Origin of the sequence: Pedobacter westerhofensis (assembly GCF_900182595.1) — a bacterium.
GTDB lineage: Bacteria > Bacteroidota > Bacteroidia > Sphingobacteriales > Sphingobacteriaceae > Pedobacter > Pedobacter westerhofensis.
Genome location: NZ_FXTN01000006.1, coordinates 172,661 through 193,466 on the forward strand (window position 1 = coordinate 172,661; position 20,806 = coordinate 193,466).

The following is a 20,806-nucleotide window of genomic DNA, read 5'->3' on the forward strand; positions in this document are numbered from 1 at the left end:
CCTACCTGATCACACTTCCATTCGCATGGTTTTGTAAAGGTGCCACAAAAGTAAGTTTTCCATCTGAATTTTCAGACATTAAAATCATTCCCTGAGATAAAATTCCTTTAATTTCTCTCGGGGCAAGATTTACAAGCAAACTTACCTGCTGTCCAATCACCTCATCTGGTGTAAAATACTCGGCTATCCCTGAAACTACAGTACGCTGATCAATACCAGTATCCAATGTCAGTTTCAATAATTTTTTAGTCTTTTCAACCTTTTCAGCAGCTATAATAGTGGCCACACGGATATCCATAGCACTAAACTGATCAAAATCAATATTTTCCTTTACAGGAGCAACCACTGCATTCGCCAGCGTATTGTCTGCTTTGCTCTGATTCAGCTTATCAATCTGCGCCTGAACCTCAGCATCCTCGATCTTATCAAATAATAATACGGGCTGATCGATAACATGATCCACAGGCAATAAGTTTGTAGTACCAGCTTCATCCCACTGGTGACCAGCAAAGTTGAGCATATTCTTCAGTTTATCAGCTGTAAATGGTAGGAAAGGCTCAATCAGAATCTCCAGGTTAGCAACAATCTGCAAACTGATATTCAGGATCGTGCGCACACGGCCCTCATCCGTTTTAATTACTTTCCATGGTTCAGTTTCTGCCAGGTACTTATTTCCCAGGCGGGCAACGTTCATCACTTCGGTAAGCGCTTCCCTGAACCTGTAATTCTCAATAGAACTACTGATTTTGGAAGGGTAAGCGGCAAGCTCATCAATCACTTCCTGATCCTGTGATGTTAATTCACCCAGCGCAGGCACCTTGCCATCAAAATACTTGTGTGTAAGCACAACTACCCTGTTGATGAAATTACCCAATACAGCAACCAGCTCATTGTTATTTCTCGCCTGGAAGTCTTTCCAGGTAAAATCATTATCCTTAGTCTCCGGTGCAGTGGCGGTCAGTACATAGCGCAGTACATCCTGTTTATCTTTAAATTCAACCAGATATTCGTTAAGCCATACTGCCCAGTTTTTAGACGTAGAGATCTTCTGTCCTTCCAGGTTAAGGAATTCATTTGCAGGAACATTATCAGCAAGAATATAATCACCATGCGCCATTAGCATCGCAGGGAAGATTATACAGTGGAATACGATATTATCTTTTCCGATGAAATGTACCAGTTTAGTGGCATCATCTTTCCAGTATTCTTCCCAGTTGCCTTCTTCACCGCTGTTTTTACGGATATAATATTCATCAGCTTTAGGGTTCCAAACATCCAGTCCTGAATAGGCGAAAAGCTCTTTTGTAGCAGAGATATAACCTATGGGTGCGTCAAACCACACATATAATACTTTACCTTCAGCATCCTTTACAGGAACTTTAACACCCCAGTCCAAATCTCGCGTCATCGCCCTTGGCTGCAAACCGGCATTCAGCCAGCTTTGGCACTGACCGTAAACGTTCGGTTTCCATTCTTTGTGGCCCTCGATGTAGGTTCTCAGCTGATCCTCATATTTCTCCAGCGGCAGGAACCAGTTTTTCGTTTCCCTTCTTACAGGCGGCTCACCCGATAGCGTAGATTTGGGATTGATCAGGTCTGTAGCATTCAGAGTGCTCCCGCAGTTTTCGCATTGATCGCCGTAAGCGTTCTCGAAACCACATTTAGGGCAGGTACCAGTGATATATCTGTCTGCAAGAAATGACTGTGCTTTTTCATCATAATACTGTTCAGTGACTTCTTCGGTAAAAACACCTTTATCGTATAAAGTTTTGAAAAAGTCTGACGCCGTTTCATGATGAGTAGCAGAAGAGGTGCGGTGATAGATATCAAAAGATACCCCAAATTCTTTAAACGAATCCCCGATGATCTTATGGTACTTATCTACAACAACTTGTGGGGTAACACCTTCCTTTTTCGCTTTTAACGTGATCGGAACTCCGTTTTCGTCAGAGCCACATATAAACTTAACGTCTCTTTTATTTGAACGGAGATAACGCACGTAGGTATCCGCAGGTAAATAAACACCAGCTAAATGCCCGATGTGCACAGGCCCGTTCGTATAGGGCAATGCCGCCGTAACGGTATATCTTTTTATTTTACTGTTATCCAAAACTATTTTTATTAATTTGTCAAAGATAAGTGTTTTACCAATGATTAAACAGCCACCCTACCTAAAAAAGGGAGACAAAGTCGCTATTGTTTCTCCAGCCAAAAAATTAAAGCAATCCATAGACTATGCAATCGCATTGCTTGAAGGCTGGGGGCTGGAAGTTATCCTCGGCAAAAGCGTATATGCCGCGCATCACCAGTTTGCCGGTAATGATGCCATGAGGGCCGAAGACCTGCAGACTTTCCTGGATGACAAAGAAATCAAAGCGATTATTGCCGCCAGAGGGGGATATGGTACCATCAGGATTATTGATGCGCTGGATTTCTGTACTTTCAATGATCAGCCCAAATGGGTAGTCGGTTTTAGCGATATCACTGTACTGCTTTCACACATTACCGGGACGGAACAAACGCAGAGTATCCACGGACAAATGCCGGGGACATTCGACAATGCTTCTCCTGAATCAATCGAATCATTGAGGAAAGCACTTTTTGGAGAAGATCTTTCTTACACTTACGAAAGCGAATTCCCTAACCAACCCGGTGAGGCGGAAGGTATCCTGATTGGTGGGAACCTTAGTTTACTGGTAGCCCTTGAAGGTTCTTCATCAGCCATGGATTTTAAAGATAAAATTCTCTTTCTCGAAGATGTAGGGGAATATGAATATGCTATTGACAGGATGCTGCGCATGCTGAAACGTGGTGGAAAACTTGCAGAGCTGAAAGGGCTCATCGTTGGCGCCTTTAACCACATTGAACTGGAGGATATCCCTTTTGGGCAGGGTGTGGAAGAAGTAATAGCAGAAATCGTCAGCGATTACAACTACCCTGTGTGTTTTAACTTCCCAGTTGGCCATATCGAGGACAACAGGGCCATGGTACTGGGAAAAATCACCCTGTTGAAAGTAGAAGAACATCAGGTGAGCTTTAAGCAGAAAAGTTAAAAAGGATGCACCTGACGACTCACCCGCTCCATTCGTCTGCCCAATATTAATATCCTTAGAAATGGCAGCAACATTGGCAAGATGTGCGCATAAAAAAAGGGGAGTATCTTTGCAGACATTCCCCTTCTATTTGCAAATCAAATCAGCTAGTGATCATCTTCTGTAAATCTTGTTCTACCGTAACCTTTGAACCTGAAAATGACCCCAGGAGTATCAGAGAACTGCGCATCATATGATATCGCATCAGTCACCGCCTTTGAAGCCGGACCAACAGCACCATCAGTGACAACTTTACCATTCGTAATTGTTACTTTAACTCCAAAATACAACTCATCTGCATTGGTTACTGAAAATGCTTTATTAGCAAGATCTACATTTACTTTTGTTTTCAAACCGTAATAACTCTGCGAGTCATCCATCCACATTACAGTTGGCGAATTATCGGCTGTATTATAAGTTGACAAAGTATAATACGAATCATCACTATCATCAATAATTGCTCCGGTAGTCGCATTGATCTGAGTAACCTGTACATACCATTCATTTGCTAAACTTTGTACTGCTGTTCCGCCCACTTCCTCCTTTTTACATGAAGACAGTGCTAACACACATAGTGTCAATATATATAAGTATTTTTTCATGTTAGCTATTTAAATTATTGTTTAATAAATGTACGTGAAGCGGCTCCATAACCTGGATTTACAATGATCATGGAATAGGTTTTCGTTGTCAAATTGTAAGTCTCAGATGCAGAAGAGGTAGTAGTACCATCGCTGCTTTCCTGTACAGGGATTTTAATCGTACTTCCTGTTGAATTAAAGATCACAACCGTTAAATCAGTCCCCGGCGCGCCACCCGGATTAAATACGGAATAAAAGCAGGGAGCGATCTTCGTCCACACCGCTACTGATCCATTCGTATTTCTTGCATAATTGCCCGAAAGGTCATTTGCAGCAGCGGATGATGCTGGATCATAAACGAGCACCTGTCTAGTAATTGATGCTGTAAAACCATCTTTATTTGTTGCTACATACCTTACTGTATACAGCCCTGCTGTCGCTACATCAGGTGCCCCTGTAACTACAGGAGTCAATGCATTTGTACCCTCCAAAGCAGTTACGCCCGGATCGTTAAAAGCAGCACCTTTTGCAATAATGATTCGCTTATCACCTTTAAGTGTCAGGATCGGGTAGTTAGTCACTTTTGATATACCTACTGTTCCGTCCGGATAATTAAATGATGGCTCTTTCTCGCAAGAGCTAAATGTCAGACCCAGAATTGCCAGGCCGAAAATTGCTATATATTTTTTCATCGTTTCCTTTTAATTTATGAGTGATTATTTAGCCCACCAAACTTTTGTCGTTAATGGCACTTCAGCTGGGGTATTCTTATTCCTGTCTCTAGCAGAAGCTGGCCATACCAACCTGCGCGGGAATAAACCTGCAGTAACTCCATTTTTTGAAAACACAAATTGCGCTCTTGTAAAAGCTCCTCTTGTTTTATCTGCATCAGCCAAAACTGTTGTAGTTGGGTAACCTGTACGTTGTTGCTCAAAGAAAGCTTCAATATCATGAGTACCTGCAAAAGATGCCCATTTCTGGGTAATAATCAGTTCAAGCTTTTGCTCAAAAGTACCTGCAGTAGGATAAGCATACGCAGTAGTTCCGAGTGTCCCTATCGCTTGGCCAGATTGCGCAAACGCAGCAGTGAGCCCCGTGTCGTATGCAGCTTTTGCACCAGCACCACCGTAGTAACGCTCAAGGGCTTCAGCCTGCATGAAATAAGATTCAGCGGCTGTAATAAACCAAGTAGACTGTGTAGGTGTTTGGTAGAAAGCTGTTGCACTAGCATACGTAGGCTGCTCTGCAGCAGTCGCACTGTAATCACCCTGAATCATCGCAACAGGAGCAAGCGTGTTAAAGTAAGTTCTCAGCCTGGGATCATTGTTTGCAGTTAAGAAATCAACGAATGTTCTGCTGGCTCTTAAGTTTGTAGCTACGTTTGAACGTCTAATATTGTACTCATAGAAAGGGTTACTATTATCAGGAGTACCGCTCCACGAAGCGATGCCCACGTTAGTAGTTAAAAATTCAGCACCAGAAGTATATAATGCTGTAATACCCGCCTGAGCTACCGCTGGCTTAGCATTCACCATACGTAGGTACATTTTCAGTTTCAGCGTATTGGCAAATTTAGTCCATAAATCCATATCACCAGCAAACAAGAAGTCTGTTGTCTGTTGTGTGGCACTTAAAGGTATAGACGTATAATCTTTTGCAAGCGCAGCGTCAATTTCAGCAAGCAGTGCAGTATAGATCACATCACCGTCATCAAATTTAGGCTGCAAGTTTGCGGAACCCTGAAATGCTTCAGAATAAGGAACCTTATCATATAAGTCTACCAATACCTCAAAGCTATAAGCCTTCATTACTGTAGCCATCAGATTATATCTCCAGTCGCCAGCAGCCTGAGCTTTCTGAATGGCCAGATTGTAATCGAATAAAGCACCACTGAACAACTCATCATAATCCCTTGTATAATCAATTTTAGTGAGATTATAAGAATCAATCGTTTTGTATTGGTTCGAAGCATTCGCTTGAGTAAAATACTGTGACCAGATACCGCCTATAACAGTAAACTGTCCTCCAACAGTACCAGCAGTAGACATTACTCCAGATGGGAATAATACCTCCGGGGTTGCATTTTCAATCAAAGGATTATTCGGGTCTGTGTTTACATCCAGATTTTTCTTACATCCGAATGAAAGCAGCAGAACTGCTGAGAGCATCAGCGTTGTATATTTTAAATTTGTCTTTTTCATCTTTCAGTTTTTTAGAATGTAACCTTTAATGATGCACCAAAGAATCTTACCGGTGGTGCTGTTCTGAATTCGCCAAACTCACTTCTCAGGTCATTACCGAAGTTGGAAACTTCAGGGTCAATTGTTTGATTAGATGCTGGCAACCAGGTAACCAGGTTCCTTCCATAAACAGACACTGCTACACGTTGTGCAGAAATTCTCTTGGCAAGCGAAGTAGGCAAAGCATAACTTAGGGTTACTTCTCTTAATTTCAGGAATGATTTACTTAGTATTCTATTATTATATGCTACAGCCTTATTAGTTGTAGGGTAATAGTAATCATCAATATTACCTTCTGTAATACGGGTTGTATTTTCAACATAACTTACACTTCCGTTTGCAGCAGTTACGGCCACGACAGAGTTTGGTACGATAAACGGTCTGCGATCATTGTAAGTAGTTTTCTCGTCAGCACCAACAAAATTTAGTAAATCTGCTGTTCCTGAATAGAAAACACCACCTTTTTGCCAGTCTAATGTAGCGCCTAGTGTAAAGCTTTTATAAGTAAATGAGTTAGTGAGCCCCATAGAGAAGTCACGTTGCATAGATCCATAAATACCGTTAGCAGGAGCAACAACCGGGCGGCCTGTAGTAGCATCAACGATAATGTGCCCTTGTGGGTCGTATTGCGCAACCGGGGCTTCAATTGTTCCTAATGGCTGTCCAACTTCTGCTACGAACTGCGCATCATAAGCGGAGTTAAGAATAACTTTTTCTAAGCCTGCAGGCAATTCAAGAACCATGTTCCTGTCTCTAGCAAATGTATATATCATGTTCCATTGGAAATCTTTGGATACAATTGGTTTAGCGTTAACTGTAACCTCAACACCTCTGTTCCTTACTTTACCAAAGTTCAAGTAAGAAAAGGTATAACCTGTAGCAGGATCAACCGGCACGGCTAAAATTTGGTCTTTTCTTACTTTGTTATAGTAGGTTGCATCAATTCCAAGTCTGTTTTTGAAGAACCTGATCTCACCACCCAACTCAAGCTCGCTCACTTTTTCCGGTTTCAGATCTGGGTTTCTCAGGTAATTTGAGATTGTAAATCCTGGGACACCACTAACAGGAAAATTAATTGCTGCGCCACCACCTAAGTTAACACTAGTTTGTGTTAAGATATTGTTGATCCTATATGGATCAGTATCACTACCTGTTTGTCCAAAACTTCCTCTTAATTTCAGGAAGCTGATCGGCGTTTTAGAAAGATCAACTGCTTCAGATACCAGGAATGCTAAACTCGCTGCAGGATAGAAGTAACTGTTCTTATTTAAAGCTAGTGTTGACGACCAGTCATTTCTTGCTGTTACTGTAAGATACAGATATTTATTATATCCTAAAGTAGCTTGTGCATAAGCACCGAATAGCCTTCTGTGACTCTCTACCTCAGAACTATTTGGCTTGTTTGAGCTATTGCTGATATCAAAGAAACCAGGGATTGCAAGATTCTCAACAGAAGTTGTTAGATTTCTGATTCCCCTGTCATTATAGTTGACACCTATTAAACCGTCCAGATCAAAATGAGAATCTAGTTGCTTATTAAAGATTGCATTCAATTTAGTGTCGTATTCAAAGCTTTTAAATGAACCTTCGATCACGTTACCTACGTCTGCTGCTCTTGATGAACCTTCAATATTTCCGCCATCATTGTAACTGCCAGGCGTCGGTGCATTTTTATTATGCCAGATTTTTGTCTGTGAATTACTCACATCAGCACCTTGTTGAAACTGAATATTCAACCAATCGGCCACTTTGTAATTCATATTTACGTTACCATAAATACGGTCAGCTTTGTTCCTTGACCCATTTTCATAAAGAGAATAGTATGGATTTTCAGCGTAAGGCGTAAAGTAGTTATCAACGTTAAAGAATTTGTTCTTATAATCCCTTAAATCAGAAATAGGAATATCTCCGGGGATCTGAAGGATATCTTCATAAAACGATGATCCAATACCTGAATCAGCACCACCTGCAGTTACGAACTTTTGAGTTTTAGCAACATAGTTCATTGAACCGTCGATGCTGAAGTTTTTATATTTCGTAGATCCTTTAAGGGAAATGTTGTTCCTTTTATAGGAATCTGCATCTGTTGGCAAATAACCGTTGCTGTTGATATTTCCATAGGAAAAATAGAAAGTGCTTTGGTCATTACCGCCACTGATAGCAATATTGTTGTTTAACTCCAACCCGTTTGTTAAAGCGTCACGTACATTGTTCTTGATGTAAGAAAAAGGCTTCAGCAATTGAGAATTATCAACAACCGCACCCCACGTTCTCATTTGCCCGTCAAACTTAGGGCCCCAGTTACCATTCTCAGATGGAATGTACGTAGCGTCCCAACCTTGTCCAAAAGTTTCCTGGGGTGAGTAAAGAGATGCTACCTGTGTAATTGTTGCTGCAGTAGAGAAATCAATTTTCAACGAGCCTGATTTTCCTTTTTTGGTAGTAATCAAAATAACCCCACTTGATCCTCTTGATCCATATAATGCCGTAGCAGCTGATCCTTTTAGCACACTCATACTTTCGATATTGTTTGGATCAATATCATTAGCATTGTTACCAAAATCGTAGTTATCAGTGGATGCCGAGGTGGAATTATCTAAAGGAACGCCATCAATTACATACAATGGCTGATTACCACCTGTGATAGAAGAATAACCTCTTAAAATAACTTTTGTGGAACCACCTGGAGCTCCAGAAGTATTAGAAATAGTTGCACCGGCAATTTTACCCTGCAAACCACCGGCTAAACTGACAGCAGCAGATCCGTTAATATCCTCTGACTTTACAGTCGTTTCAGCGTATCCAATTGTTTTCTTTGCTTTACTGATACCAAGAGCGGTAACTACGACTTCACCTAAAGCCTGTGAATCCTGGCCTAAGCTAAGATTGATGACATTGCCTGAACCCAGTGCGACTTCCTGTCTTGTATAACCAACTGATGAGAATTCCAATGCAGTGGCTCCTGCAGGTACTTTAATTGCATACTTACCGTCCGAACCGGTTGCAACGCCATTTGATGTGCCTTTTACTTTTACTGATACTCCAGGAATCGGAAGTCCGTCATCCTTGCCTTTCACCGTACCAGTAACAGTTCGATCCTGTGCCATTGCAGAAGCTGCAACGAATAAGAATACGAACAAACTTAGTATAAGTTTTTTCATAAACGAATAAAATTTAGGTTAGTTAATAATTAATATAATAGTGATTGATTGCGTTATTTTAAAGACATAAAGCACCCGCACTTATCGTATTGATAAACAGTACAATTTTAGAGGAGCAAAACATTTATAAGGTATTTTTAATTTTTAGATTGCGCGTAAATGAGATTCCGACTCGCGCAAACAAAGGATAACTTGACAAAGTTCCTTCTTCAAGTAGACAAGTTTAAGTAAATAATCAGTTAATAATGCTCTAAGATATATGAAAATATTTATGGGCACAAATATTAATTTTTTTATATCCACAACTTTTGGGAGTAACGCCATTTATTCCCATTGTAGAACGATATTAAGCGGGAGGCTTCACCCTGAAATTCAACGAATTTTTGCCCGAAAAAAAAAATGACATTGGCAGACAACTGTTTGCAGGTTTCCAGCGACGATCTTATCAAAGCATGTGTGAGAAAAATGGTGATTTTATAACTTTATGGGATAAGACATGAAAATCCTGTACCTAACATGATTTTTACATAAAGTTTATCTTACACCTCTGCCATCCAAATTGACTGCAATAAAAAGAGGCGCACCACAAAAGTAATGCGCCCCACTTTAGAAACATTGTTCTTAAAACTTATCGAAGAATAACTTGGTCTCCACTACATCGCCACCAATTGCGGCAGCTGCAGCAAGCCTGTTGGTATTATTCACATTCTGCTCTTTTACAGGATAAGTGAAACGCACAGGAAAGCCACTTAGCGCATCTTCTGCCGCTTCAAGAGCAGGAAAATCTAAACGTCTCTGATCTACCCAGGCATCTATACCCCGGTTATAAAACGCAATCCATTTCTGGGTACCAATTTTTTCTTTGTAATCACCAGCGGCAGTTACATAAGCAACATTCGGCTGTGCAAGGTATGCCGTAGCGGCTGCAGCTGTTCCTCCCCAATCCAGGATCGAGGCAGTAATTGCATTTGAATAAGAAAGAGCTGCAGTAGAACCTACATTATATCCTCTGGCAGCAGCTTCTGCAACTAGAAACTGTACTTCTGAATAATCCAGAATATTACCCGGAAAAGCTGGAGCAGTGGTTGTGATAGCTGTGTGCGAAAAGTTAGGATAAGCACTGCTTACGCCTGGTGTTCCGCCACTATAACCACCACTTGGATCTTTGGTGAAATACAACGGCAACCTTGGATCAGCAAGCGCATTCATCTTATCAATGATTGTACTCGCAGCTACAAAGTCTAACCTTCCACTCTGAATCAGGTCCACCCATACCGGATTGGTATTTGGCGTGGCAGAAACATAGGGGAATTTTGCATTGTCGGTATTAGCCGTAAAAACTCCACTTGCAACGGCAGACTCTGCCGCAGTTTTTGCCAGCGTAGGGTTCGCATCTGAAACAGTTATAGCCAGTTTCAGCTTAAGAGAATTTGCAAATTTTTTCCATTGGGTAACATCGCCTGCGTAAATTGCATCCGCATTGCCCAGGCTCTCTTTGCCAATCGTTAATGCAGCAATATCTGTATCCAGCCTTTTCAATAAATCGGCATAGATAGTTAATGCATCATCATATTTAGGAAATGAGTTATCAATATTCAGCGCATTGCTGTAAGGCACGTTACCATAGGTAGTAACAATATAATGCCATGTGTACACCTCCATGATATCAAGAATAGCAATATCATTCTGGCGCTGTGTAGCATCCGTTACATCTACAGCCATTGTTTTTCTGGAAGCTTCAAAGTTATTCAGCACGTCACGGTAAAATATATCCCATAGATTATCGGGTATAGTCCTGGTGTTAAAATCATACTGGCTTTCATCAATATAAGTAGTTTCCTGCCATTGCTGTTCGATCAGTCTGAATACATTCCTGTTCACATTTGCAGAAGTAAGAATATCCACAAGATTGTGCTGGGCTTTTGTAAACAAAGAAGCCGAAGTTACACTTAATGGTTTTTTAGGATCGTTATTTAAAGTTGATAAGTCCTTTGTACACCCCATAGCAAAGAGGATTGGGACTAATAGTACTATTATCTTTTTCATAATCATTAATGTTAAAATCTAACTTTTAAGTTAAATGCGAAGGTTCTCACACTTGGATATGAACCTACCTGATATCCCTGAACATTTCCAAAGCTTAATCCGTCTTCCGGATCGGCATTTGGCAGGTTTTTATGGATAATCCATAAATTTCTTCCAATCAAAGAAAGATCTACACCCTTAAGCGGCCCCATCTTGCTAACAAGTGTTTGAGGCAGCGAGTAGCCAATGATTACTTCTCTCAGCTTGATGTACCCAGCATCGTAAACAAATGCTGCAGCCGGCAAACGCCTGTAACCATAACTACCAAATTCATCGTTGGGAACTCTTGTAGTATTAGGTGTACCGTCAGCGTATACACCAGGATTGATAAATCCACCACCTTCACTGATAGGAAGACGGGATTCGTTTCCTAACTCGTTAAGACCAGCAGTCTCCTCGTACATCCCTGTAGCAAGTCCATAATATTGATCCAGTGAGAATACACTGCCACCTTTACGAACATCGATTAAGAAGCTTAAATTAACATTTTTATACCTGAAGCTGTTATTGATACCACCTGTCCATTTAGGATTCATGTTTCCGATAGTCTCGTTCGCAGTTTCGGACTGCAGATATCTTCCGTTTGCACCAACAACTTTCTCTCCTTTGTCATTGTAAACAAAGTTTGACCCCCTGATTGTACCAAATGGTTGATCAAGTGATGCATTGATGGTTATACCACCCTGAAAATCGGCAATAGATAAGTTTGTAGCCTCATTTCCTGAATCATCTTTAAACAATTCAGTTACTTTATTTCTGTTCCTGGTCCAGTTCACATTTACCTTCCACTCAAAATCTCTTGTTTTAAGCGGAGATCCATTCAATGAAAGCTCCACGCCTTTGTTTACCACACTTCCTGCATTCAGAAACTTTGAATCATAGCCTGTAGTGGTAGAAACTTTTACCGGGAGGATCTGGTCAATCGTTTTTGTATTGTAATATGTTGCATCCAAACCTAAACGGCTGCCAAAGAAGGAAGCTTCAACACCAACCTCTTTACTTCTTGATTGTTCAGGTTTAAGATCAGGATTGTTCTTCACTGCCTCGATTAAACCACGGGTAGTAGATACTGAAGCCTGGGACCTGCCATCGAAAGGCGTAGCAATGTTATAAGTATTGGCAATGGTATAAATCGGGGCATCAGACCCAACCTGTGCATAGTTGGCACGTAATTTACCATAAGACAACCAGTCGCGTTCATCTTTTAATAATTCAGAGAACACAAAGCCTGCAGATACAGATGGGTAATAATAAGAATTATTCTTTTTTGGTAATGTTGAAGAAGCATCTCTTCTGATTGTACCATCTAAGGTATAGGTGTTTTTGTAGGCAAGTGTAGCTCCGGCGAAAACACCCTGAACTTCCCTTCTTGCATCAATTTCTATTGGCGCTTCAATTGGGCTAACAGAATTGCTCAATGAGTAGATACCGCTTAATCCCAATCCGCCATTTGTAATTGCATAGTTTGACTGTGTCCGTTGTCTTCTCACGTTCACACCCAATAAACCAGACAGGTTGAAATCTTCACTCAGTTTTTTGTTGACCGTAGCCAGGAAGTCAACATTTGACTCCGTATAATCCTGTGTATATTTTGAGTACAAAGGCACATCAAGACTTCCGATGGCCTGTCTTTCTTCCTGCAGCTGGTGGTAAGTATCCAATGAATACCGGCCCATCAGGTTCAGCCAGTCGGTAACCTTGTAGTTCATGTTCACATTACCAATCACACGGTCCCGGTTGTCAGTTTCATAATTCTCATATCTTGCAAAATATGGGTTATCCCAAAAAATAGGCCTTCCGCTCGTATAATCTGCAAGGTTCCAGGTAACGTTCTCCTGGCCCACAAATGCAGGGTTGGCAGCCGAACGGTCTTTAGCCCTGAAATACGCAGCTTCAAGTTCTTTTACGTCTACGTTAGTTTGCCACCACTGTCTGAAGTTGGTTGCAGGATTATAAACACCAGCACCATTGTAACCTGTTCCATATCTTCCACGTCCGTCAACTCTTGAATAGTTTACATCAGCACCTGCAGTTAACCTGCTGGTGATATTATAAGTTGATCCAAAGTTTACTGTATTTTTCTGAATGTTGGAGTTCGGCAGAATACCATTTTGATTATCCCTTGTATATCCAAGTTTGAAAGATCCTTTATCATAGCTGTTGCTGATCATAATGCTTTGGTTGTTGGATACGGGTTTTTCGAAGAAGGTAGTCGGGTCATTCTTCGCAGCTACCCATGGCGTAGCTTTACCAAAATTTGGGGAAGTTGAGTCAAAAGCATCCCACTGATAAACCAGTAAGTTCGGATCAAATTTCTGCCCGTACGATGCATCTTCAGTTAAGGGAGCAATCAGGTCATTTACGCCGTCGCCATTGATATCAACATTGTTCACTAAGTAATTAGATTCGTCTGTTCCATAATAAGGACCATAACCCCCACCATATTTCTTCTGGTACTTTGGAAAGGTGCTCTTATCAATTACACCTAAACTGATACCTGTATTTAATGTGATGTTTAGTCCTGATCTTCCTTTTTTAGTGGTGATCAAAATCACGCCATTGCTTCCGCGCGAACCATATAAGGCCGATGCAGCTGCACCTTTTAATACGGTAATATTCTCTACATCGTCAGGGTTAATATCTGACGCAGGGTTACCGTAATCGTAACCGCCAATACCACTTTGCTGATCAGAAGTATTCATGTTGTTATTCGCAACCGGAACACCGTCTACAACAAACAGTGCCTGGTTATTCTGGGTCATTGATTTTACACCGCGGATGACAACGTTTGTAGAACCACCAAGGGTGTTATTCTGGCGAATTTCCAAACCAGAGACTTTACCGGATAAACTGCTGCCCAGGTTTGATGAACGGTTTTCACTCACCGCTGCGCCATCAAGGGTTTGGGCTGCATACGCTACCTGGTTCCTGTTCCGCTGAATACCCAATGCGGTAACAACCACTTCACCAAGGATTTTGGAATCCTGCGATAATGTAATATTGATTACGCTGCCTGCGCCTAAAGGGATTTCCTGTCTTGTGTAACCAACAGATGAGAATTCTAACGCAGTTGCTCCTGCAGATACTTTGATTGCATATTTACCGTCAGAACCGGTTGCAACAGCATTTGATGTGCCTTTTACTCTTACTGATACTCCAGGAACCGGAAGTCCGTCATCCTTGCCTTTCACCGTACCAGTTACAGTTCGATCCTGTGCCATTGCCGATATCGCAACGAATAAGAACACGAACAAACTTAGTATAAGTTTTTTCATAAAAAATAAATTTAAGTAGTTAATAATTAATAATCAATTTATGCCGGAACAGAAAATAACCTTCTCCAGCCTGTCGCAACAATAAATTAAATAAACAAGCAAAATGGTTAAAAACAATTTGTACGGCCTTGAGATTTTGGGCCGCGTTCGTTTCTGTTTCGAACGCGCCGAAGGGGATATGAACCAATTAATTTCCCCCTGTAAAGAGATAGTTTTAAGTAAATAATCAGTTAATTATACTCTAAGATAGATCAAAAAAATTATCTCCGCAACTTTTAAAGTTCAATTTTTTACAACTAATATAGCTAAAAGGGCGACTCAAAGCTAAAAATTGCCCTTTAAAGCACAAAAACACAATAATTACCCTAAAAAAATTAATTAATCAGGAAGATAGCATTTGTGAATAGCCGCTTCCCGTTTTCCCAGAAAGATCGGAACAAAATATCAGTAGAAAAATAGACAATATTCCCATTTTCTGCCGACTGAACCCCAAAAACAAGGCCGCTGGTTAGTTTTTTCTGAATATTTCTTCCAACGACACCAGCCATCAGCGCATTTGGCTTTAAAACTCCAACATTCCAGCCTTTCTGAAGCAGGTCATAAATCTTATCATCGGTCTTCAGCGTATAATAAAATTCTCCCAGTCCGAGGCTAAGCGGATGCGTGTGATCAAGATTCACTTTATAGATTGCCCCTGGAATGGCGTCAGCAGTATTGTCTTCGTCTTTTTGCTGATATGCCTTGTTCAGTACCTCCGTTTCGGCAGGCTCAGGGAACTCTTTCTTTTTAATATCAAAAGGCTTGATACCCGTTACACTGGAGATCGCATCCTCCATCAGGATCACTCTACCGCCCCTGTAAATCCAGTCTTCCAGTTTCTCGATATTTTTCCGCAGGTACTGCCCGTCCGGCAGGATCAATACATTTGTTGTAGCCAGCTCCAGGTTTCCCAGACTTTTCTCGTTGATGATATTGAGCGGATATTTCAGTTCCTGTTCAAAAAAGTGCCAGATTTCGCCTGCGCTTGAAGCAGAAACATCACCATCCGCAACCATTGCCACTTTGGGTACTTTCAGCAATGGATATACAGACGACCCGAAATCTTTTCCCTTCTGTACAAATCCGCTGGAAATACCTGCAAAATCCTGATGAAATTCTTTTGACACCACAGCAATCTTCTCCGAAATATCCTTATTTATCTTTTCATTCTCGATCCTGTAGACCAGCAGAGAACCTGCCGGATAAACCTTGGTTCCAATGGTAAAAGCCTGCTCGGCCATTCGCACCTTAATTGACGAGCGTTGCAGGGCAATCAGCATTTTTGCATCTTCCAGTCCGTTCCAGGGTAAGATCCAGGCATATGGTTTTTCTGCTATATCAGAACTGCGGTTCTGCTCCTCAATTTCAGGAAAGGCACCTTTTACGCTTTCTTTAGTTGCAAAAGCACTCAGTCCATAAGCATAGGGCAGCGACCAGGCCGTAATATCATACGTGTTGGAATCCGTCACCTTGGTTTCAGGCTCAAAAAGTACATTTGCGAGTACCGCGGCCGGCTGGTTCAGGTTCACCACCAAATCATTCCGCTGCAGCCTGAAACTGGTTACCTTCTTCGTTTCGAAACTATATCCGTTCATCACCCGTTCTCCGCCGAACGCATAGTAGATGTGGTTCCGGGAGAGCAGGCCCGCCAGCTTTCGTAAACGACTGAGATTATCTGCCTTAACGATATAAGATTTATAATTGCCCGGAGGGGGATCGCCCGATTGGTCAAAGTACTTTCTGAATTCTGAGATCAGGAGCGCCGCATGGCCGGAAACCGTCTCCAGAGTTGCCATACCAGTGGTAAAATGGTGATTGATCCTGTCTTTCAAAGTCAGGGTATCGCCACTGGCAATCTGTACTGCAAGGCCGGCACTAATCCCTCCCTGCTCATAGGTCATTCCTATAGCCCCGTTATATAAAGGATAGGTATCCCCATAAGAGGGATATAAAAGATCAAAGCGTTCTTTGGTAAAATACTGCCAGCCGTTTTCATCAAAATACTTTGCATTGTTCTTCCCTGCAATGATCTGGAACTCGCGCTGAAATGGTGTGATATCCTGGTGAACAGGTTCTGCCGCTGGCGCAAAGTAATAGGGATCATTATAGCTCTGTTCATGAAAATCAATATGTACTTCGGGCATCCAGTTGTGGTACAGCGCCAGGCGCTGCTGTGTCTCAATCTGAGACTGCCATGCCCAATCACGGTTAAGATCAAAATAATAATGGTTAACCCTTCCCCTCGGCCAGGGCTCGTTGTGTTCCCTGGAGGATGGATTGGCATTTGGCTTTGTACCCGAAACCGAGTTATAGAAATTTACATAGCGCTCTCTCCCATCAGGATTAAGGCATGGATCTATCAGTACTACTGTATTTTCCAGCCATTCTTTTGTATGGCCAAAAGTCCCTTCTGCAAGTGTATACAATGTTTTCATCGCAGTTTCTGAAGAGCTCGCTTCATTGCCATGCACATTGTAGCTCATCCACAGGATCGCAGGTTGTTTAGCCGGGGATTTCTGTCCTTCAGCCCTGCTCATACTGAGGTTGGCTTTTCTAATCTCTTCCAGCCGGTCCATATTTTCCTTTGAGGAGATGACCGCTATCGTCAGTTCCCTGTTCTCATACGTCTTGCCGTAGCTGATCAACTGGATATTTTCATTTGCAGCTGCCAGATATTTGAAATAAGCCAGGATCTGGTAATGAGGAGTAAACTTGCTCCCCAGCGGATATCCAAGGAATTCATCGGGTGATTTCAATTGGGCCCTGAGACCTGTCATACCGATAACCAGAAAGGAAACAGAGAGCAATATTCTTTTCAATACAACGGCTTTATACATGGTGAAGAATCAAAAATATCAGGTGATAATAGTTATTTCTACTGCAAAATAGTAAAGAATCTTTTTAGTGTGTGATCCATAGTGTAATTTTACCAATTATAATTACAAGAACCTGCCATGTCCCAAACCGATTTGATCTATCAGCATTATTTATCTTACCCTACCATATCTACAGATACCAGGAATATTGCGCCTGGCTGCCTGTTTTTTGCACTGAAGGGAGAGAATTTTGATGCCAACGTCTTTGCACGCAACGCACTGAACCTTGGTGCTGCTTATGTAATCATAGACAACCCGGCCTTCCAGCTGGATGACCGCTGCATTTTGGTAGATGATGTGCTGACCACATTACAGGAACTTGCAAAATACCACCGCAGCCAGCTGCGCATTCCCGTGATTGGGTTAACTGGTAGTAATGGAAAAACCACTACCAAAGAGCTGATCAATGCAGTGCTTGCTGAGAAGTACCGCAGTTTTGCCACCAAAGGAAATTTAAACAATCATATCGGCGTTCCCCTATCCATCCTGGCTATCAAACCGGATACGGAAATTGCGGTTATAGAAATGGGTGCCAACCACCAGAAGGAGATTGAATTTCTATGCACGATAGCACAGCCTACGCATGGGCTGATCACTAATATCGGCAGGGCACACCTGGATGGATTTGGCGGTTTTGAAGGCGTAAAAAAGGGAAAGGGAGAGCTTTTCACTTACCTCAAAAAAGATAAGGGGACCGCATTTATCAACCAGGACAATCCCCTGCTTACAGAAATGGGCAGGACTGCAGAGCTGGACCATTTTGTATACTATGGAACCGAAGGAGAGAATTTTATCACAGGACAGCTGGTTAAATCAGATCCGCTGATTGCCCTGAACTGGAAAGGACGTGATGAATATTTCTCTGTGCACACCAACCTCACAGGAGCCTATAACTTCGAAAATATCCTTGCTGCAATTTGTATAGGTGCCTTTTTTAACCTCACTGTAGAACAGATCAACAAGGGCCTGTCGGGCTATATGCCAAATAACAACAGATCGCAGTTAACAAAAACTGAGAGCAATACCCTGATCTGTGATTTTTATAATGCAAATCCGAGCAGCATGACGGCAGCACTCCAGAATATATCTTCATTGACAGCAGCAAATAAAGTGGCCATCATCGGAGATATGTTTGAGCTTGGGCCAGAAGCACCGGAGCAGCATGAGGAAATCGCCCGACTTGCCCTGGAGTCAGGACTTAACACAGTAATCTTTATCGGGAAGAATTTTAACGCGGTAAAAGATCAGCACACGGGCGAGTTTTTTAATACTCCTGCAGCAGCACTGGAATGGTTAGAAGCCAACCCGATTAAAGACAGCCTGGTATTGCTCAAAGGCTCAAGAGGAATGGCACTTGAACAGTTATTGCCCGTCTTGTAGTATATATACTTAAGGCTAATTTTTGCAGACACTACGTGTATCCTATGCTGGTAACAAACAATGAAAACATACCTTCTTAACCGCTAAAAGACTTAGCGGGGAATTGCACTGCTGCCAGACACGAGAATCCCGGCATCGCTGATTTCCCGCAGCGGATTATCGCGCATGTTCTGTTCAATCTCAATCGTATAATTGCCGGATTGAGGGAAATGATAGGATGAAAGCAGGGGAAGTACATAGGTATACAAATTACCGGAGCCTTTGCCCAGCCATTGCCCGTCAGATTCTGCCAGTTTATATTCATAACGGCGGGTAATCTTTGGCAGTCCCGGTCCGCTCATATGCATCAGTATATAGATATTGGAATACCTGTAATCTGCCGTATGCCGCAGCTTAAATTTTAAGGTAAAAGCCTTTGAGTTGTCTTTAATACCGACAACGGCTTTTACCTTATCTACATAGCTCCAGTTGCGCTGGGCCATTTCAACGTTAGTGTCAATCAGGTTATTGGTATTGCAGCCGGCAAATCCTAATATAAGAAAGCCGCATACCAGCCACACAAAAAGATTAGTTCTCTTCATTTTTTGGTTTATCCGTTGGTTTGTTACGTCTGCGGTTATTCCTGCTCCTGTTATTTCTGCTTGCAGAAGGTGCTTTAGTTTCTGCTCCTTCTTCCGTTTTTATTCCTTCAGGGCTTACCCTGGTTGCTTCCGGCCTTACTTTTGGCCCCTGCTGTGGAGCCCTTGCACCTTGCTGCGCCTGCTTAGGTCCCTGCTGCACGGGTTTACTGCCCTGTTGCGCGGTCCTTGGGCCTTGTTGTGCCTGCTTAGGTCCCTGTTGCACCGGTTTCTGGTTCTGCTGTGCAGATCTTGACCCCGATTGCGCCGGTTTCGGAGAACGCTCACGTTCACGCTCAGGACGGTTCGTCCCGGCATTCTTGTTCCTTGTATTGTTATTCCGGTTATTTTTGTTTCTCTTATCGTCAAGACGGGTTAAACTATCCTGTCCAACAACATTTTCATAATCATGAACTTTTTCAACAATTACAGTAGTAGCAAGCTCCACTGCTTCATCTTTTAAGTTACTTGGCTTCTGTCCTTTTTTGTTCATGGCCATGATCTCTTTCACGCGGTCTACTTTAAGCGGGATCCAGTCTTCCTGGTTAGGATAGCTAAACCACATCAGCTTCTTAAAGATATCCGTTTTCTGGTGACGGGCAGTTCCTACTTCAGTATGAAGGCTCTCTATACGGTCAGGAATATCTTTCAGTGCATCCAGGTAAGTGTCCAGTTCATAGTTGAGACAGCATTTTAACTTCCCGCATTGTCCTGCCAGCTTCAATGTATTCAAGGAAAGGTTCTGATATCTCGCCGCGGCGGTAGATACTGTCTTGAAGTTCGTTAACCACGTAGAGCAACACAATTCACGTCCGCATGAGCCAATTCCGCCCAAACGTCCGGCTTCCTGGCGCATTCCGATCTGGCGCATTTCAATCCTGATGCGGAAAGTTTCAGCCATTTTCTTGATCAGCTCCCTGAAATCTACCCGGCCTTCGGCAGTGTAAAAGAAAGTTGCCTTGGTTTTATCACCCTGGTAATCCACATCACTGATTTTCATAGACAGGCGCAGGTCCAGTGCCAGCGTACGTGCCTTGTGCATGGTTTCCCATTCAAGGTCCTTTGCCAGTTTCCATTTGTCCACATCAGCTTCTGTAGCTTTTCGGTACACCTTTCTGGTTACCTGATCTATCGGTGTCTTACGGCGTTTCATCTGCATACGTACCAGTTCTCCGGTTAAGGAAACATGGCCGATATCATAACCGCCTGTAGAACCTTCTACCGCGATGAGCTCGCCGATTTCCAGGTAGATATTATCGGTATTCAGATAAAACTCTTTCCTGGCACCTTTAAATTTTACTTCTATAACCTGAAAAGGTTTATAATTTGAGGGCATGTCCAAGTTGGACAGCCAATCGTAAACTTCCATTTTCTGGCAGCCTCCGGTAAGGCAAGAGCCATTACTTTTGCAGCCTGAGGGGGCGCAACCGCCACCTGTAGAACAACTTCCACATCCCATA

The 20,806-nt window shown here is 42.3% G+C and carries 12 protein-coding genes; 2 read left to right on the forward strand and 10 right to left on the reverse strand.

Features of this window, described 5'->3' with window-relative positions:
* Position 1 precedes the first annotated feature (1 nt).
* Complete coding sequence (gene metG, locus FN831_RS13245) at positions 2 to 2,110, reverse strand: methionine--tRNA ligase (protein WP_142528655.1); 2,109 nt, start codon at positions 2,108 to 2,110, stop codon at positions 2 to 4.
* Between the two features lie 40 nt (positions 2,111 to 2,150).
* On the opposite strand from metG, the gene FN831_RS13250 reads away from it, so the two are divergent.
* Positions 2,151 to 3,053: a S66 peptidase family protein gene (locus FN831_RS13250; RefSeq protein ID WP_142528656.1), complete on the forward strand. Its 903-nt coding sequence runs from the start codon at positions 2,151 to 2,153 to the stop codon at positions 3,051 to 3,053.
* A 146-nt stretch (positions 3,054 to 3,199) separates the two neighbouring features.
* Here the strand turns inward: FN831_RS13250 and FN831_RS13255 are convergent, their stop codons facing one another.
* The 7 genes from FN831_RS13255 to FN831_RS13285 form a co-directional block, all read right to left on the reverse strand.
* On the reverse strand, positions 3,200 to 3,694 hold the full coding sequence (locus FN831_RS13255; protein WP_142528657.1) for a lipid-binding protein: 495 nt from the start codon (positions 3,692 to 3,694) through the stop codon (positions 3,200 to 3,202).
* 14 nt (positions 3,695 to 3,708) lie between these two features.
* Complete coding sequence (locus FN831_RS13260; RefSeq protein ID WP_142528658.1) at positions 3,709 to 4,365, reverse strand: immunoglobulin-like domain-containing protein; 657 nt, start codon at positions 4,363 to 4,365, stop codon at positions 3,709 to 3,711.
* A 24-nt stretch (positions 4,366 to 4,389) separates the two neighbouring features.
* Positions 4,390 to 5,874, reverse strand: a complete 1,485-nt coding sequence (locus tag FN831_RS13265; protein ID WP_142528659.1) for a SusD/RagB family nutrient-binding outer membrane lipoprotein — start codon at positions 5,872 to 5,874, stop codon at positions 4,390 to 4,392.
* A gap of 11 nt (positions 5,875 to 5,885) precedes the next feature.
* On the reverse strand, positions 5,886 to 9,074 hold the full coding sequence (locus FN831_RS13270) for a SusC/RagA family TonB-linked outer membrane protein (protein WP_142528660.1): 3,189 nt from the start codon (positions 9,072 to 9,074) through the stop codon (positions 5,886 to 5,888).
* A 621-nt stretch (positions 9,075 to 9,695) separates the two neighbouring features.
* Positions 9,696 to 11,120, reverse strand: coding sequence for a SusD/RagB family nutrient-binding outer membrane lipoprotein (locus FN831_RS13275; protein ID WP_185960474.1), 1,425 nt, complete (start codon positions 11,118 to 11,120; stop codon positions 9,696 to 9,698).
* Between the two features lie 11 nt (positions 11,121 to 11,131).
* On the reverse strand, positions 11,132 to 14,434 hold the full coding sequence (locus tag FN831_RS13280) for a SusC/RagA family TonB-linked outer membrane protein (RefSeq protein WP_142528662.1): 3,303 nt from the start codon (positions 14,432 to 14,434) through the stop codon (positions 11,132 to 11,134).
* 374 nt (positions 14,435 to 14,808) lie between these two features.
* Complete coding sequence (locus FN831_RS13285; RefSeq protein ID WP_246101511.1) at positions 14,809 to 17,310, reverse strand: M14 metallopeptidase family protein; 2,502 nt, start codon at positions 17,308 to 17,310, stop codon at positions 14,809 to 14,811.
* A 117-nt stretch (positions 17,311 to 17,427) separates the two neighbouring features.
* Between FN831_RS13285 and FN831_RS13290 the strand changes: the two genes are divergently transcribed.
* Positions 17,428 to 18,729 (forward strand): UDP-N-acetylmuramoyl-tripeptide--D-alanyl-D-alanine ligase, encoded by a 1,302-nt coding sequence (locus tag FN831_RS13290; protein WP_142528663.1) that lies wholly within the window; start codon positions 17,428 to 17,430, stop codon positions 18,727 to 18,729.
* Positions 18,730 to 18,821: 92 nt separating this feature from the next.
* Here FN831_RS13290 and FN831_RS13295 read toward each other — a convergent pair whose 3' ends face one another.
* Both FN831_RS13295 and ricT read right to left on the reverse strand, forming a co-directional pair.
* Positions 18,822 to 19,310 (reverse strand): gliding motility lipoprotein GldH, encoded by a 489-nt coding sequence (locus tag FN831_RS13295; protein WP_142528664.1) that lies wholly within the window; start codon positions 19,308 to 19,310, stop codon positions 18,822 to 18,824.
* The gene (ricT, locus tag FN831_RS13300; protein WP_142528665.1) at positions 19,297 to 20,805 is read right to left on the reverse strand and encodes a PSP1 domain-containing protein; all 1,509 of its coding nucleotides are present in this window, start codon (positions 20,803 to 20,805) and stop codon (positions 19,297 to 19,299) included. Before ricT ends, FN831_RS13295 begins: the two co-directional genes overlap by 14 nt.
* Position 20,806 lies beyond the last annotated feature (1 nt).

Bases quoted from the DNA above. Each gene is read 5' to 3' on its own strand.
- FN831_RS13250 (WP_142528656.1), top strand. From the start codon at position 2,151: ATGATTAAACAGCCACCCTACCTAAAAAAGGGAGACAAAGTCGCTATT.
- FN831_RS13255 (WP_142528657.1), bottom strand. From the start codon at position 3,694: ATGAAAAAATACTTATATATATTGACACTATGTGTGTTAGCACTGTCT.
- FN831_RS13260 (WP_142528658.1), bottom strand. From the start codon at position 4,365: ATGAAAAAATATATAGCAATTTTCGGCCTGGCAATTCTGGGTCTGACA.
- FN831_RS13265 (WP_142528659.1), bottom strand. From the start codon at position 5,874: ATGAAAAAGACAAATTTAAAATATACAACGCTGATGCTCTCAGCAGTT.
- FN831_RS13270 (WP_142528660.1), bottom strand. From the start codon at position 9,074: ATGAAAAAACTTATACTAAGTTTGTTCGTATTCTTATTCGTTGCAGCT.
- FN831_RS13275 (WP_185960474.1), bottom strand. From the start codon at position 11,120: ATGAAAAAGATAATAGTACTATTAGTCCCAATCCTCTTTGCTATGGGG.
- FN831_RS13280 (WP_142528662.1), bottom strand. From the start codon at position 14,434: ATGAAAAAACTTATACTAAGTTTGTTCGTGTTCTTATTCGTTGCGATA.
- FN831_RS13285 (WP_246101511.1), bottom strand. From the start codon at position 17,310: ATGTATAAAGCCGTTGTATTGAAAAGAATATTGCTCTCTGTTTCCTTT.
- FN831_RS13290 (WP_142528663.1), top strand. From the start codon at position 17,428: ATGTCCCAAACCGATTTGATCTATCAGCATTATTTATCTTACCCTACC.
- FN831_RS13295 (WP_142528664.1), bottom strand. From the start codon at position 19,310: ATGAAGAGAACTAATCTTTTTGTGTGGCTGGTATGCGGCTTTCTTATA.
- ricT (WP_142528665.1), bottom strand. From the start codon at position 20,805: ATGGGATGTGGAAGTTGTTCTACAGGTGGCGGTTGCGCCCCCTCAGGC.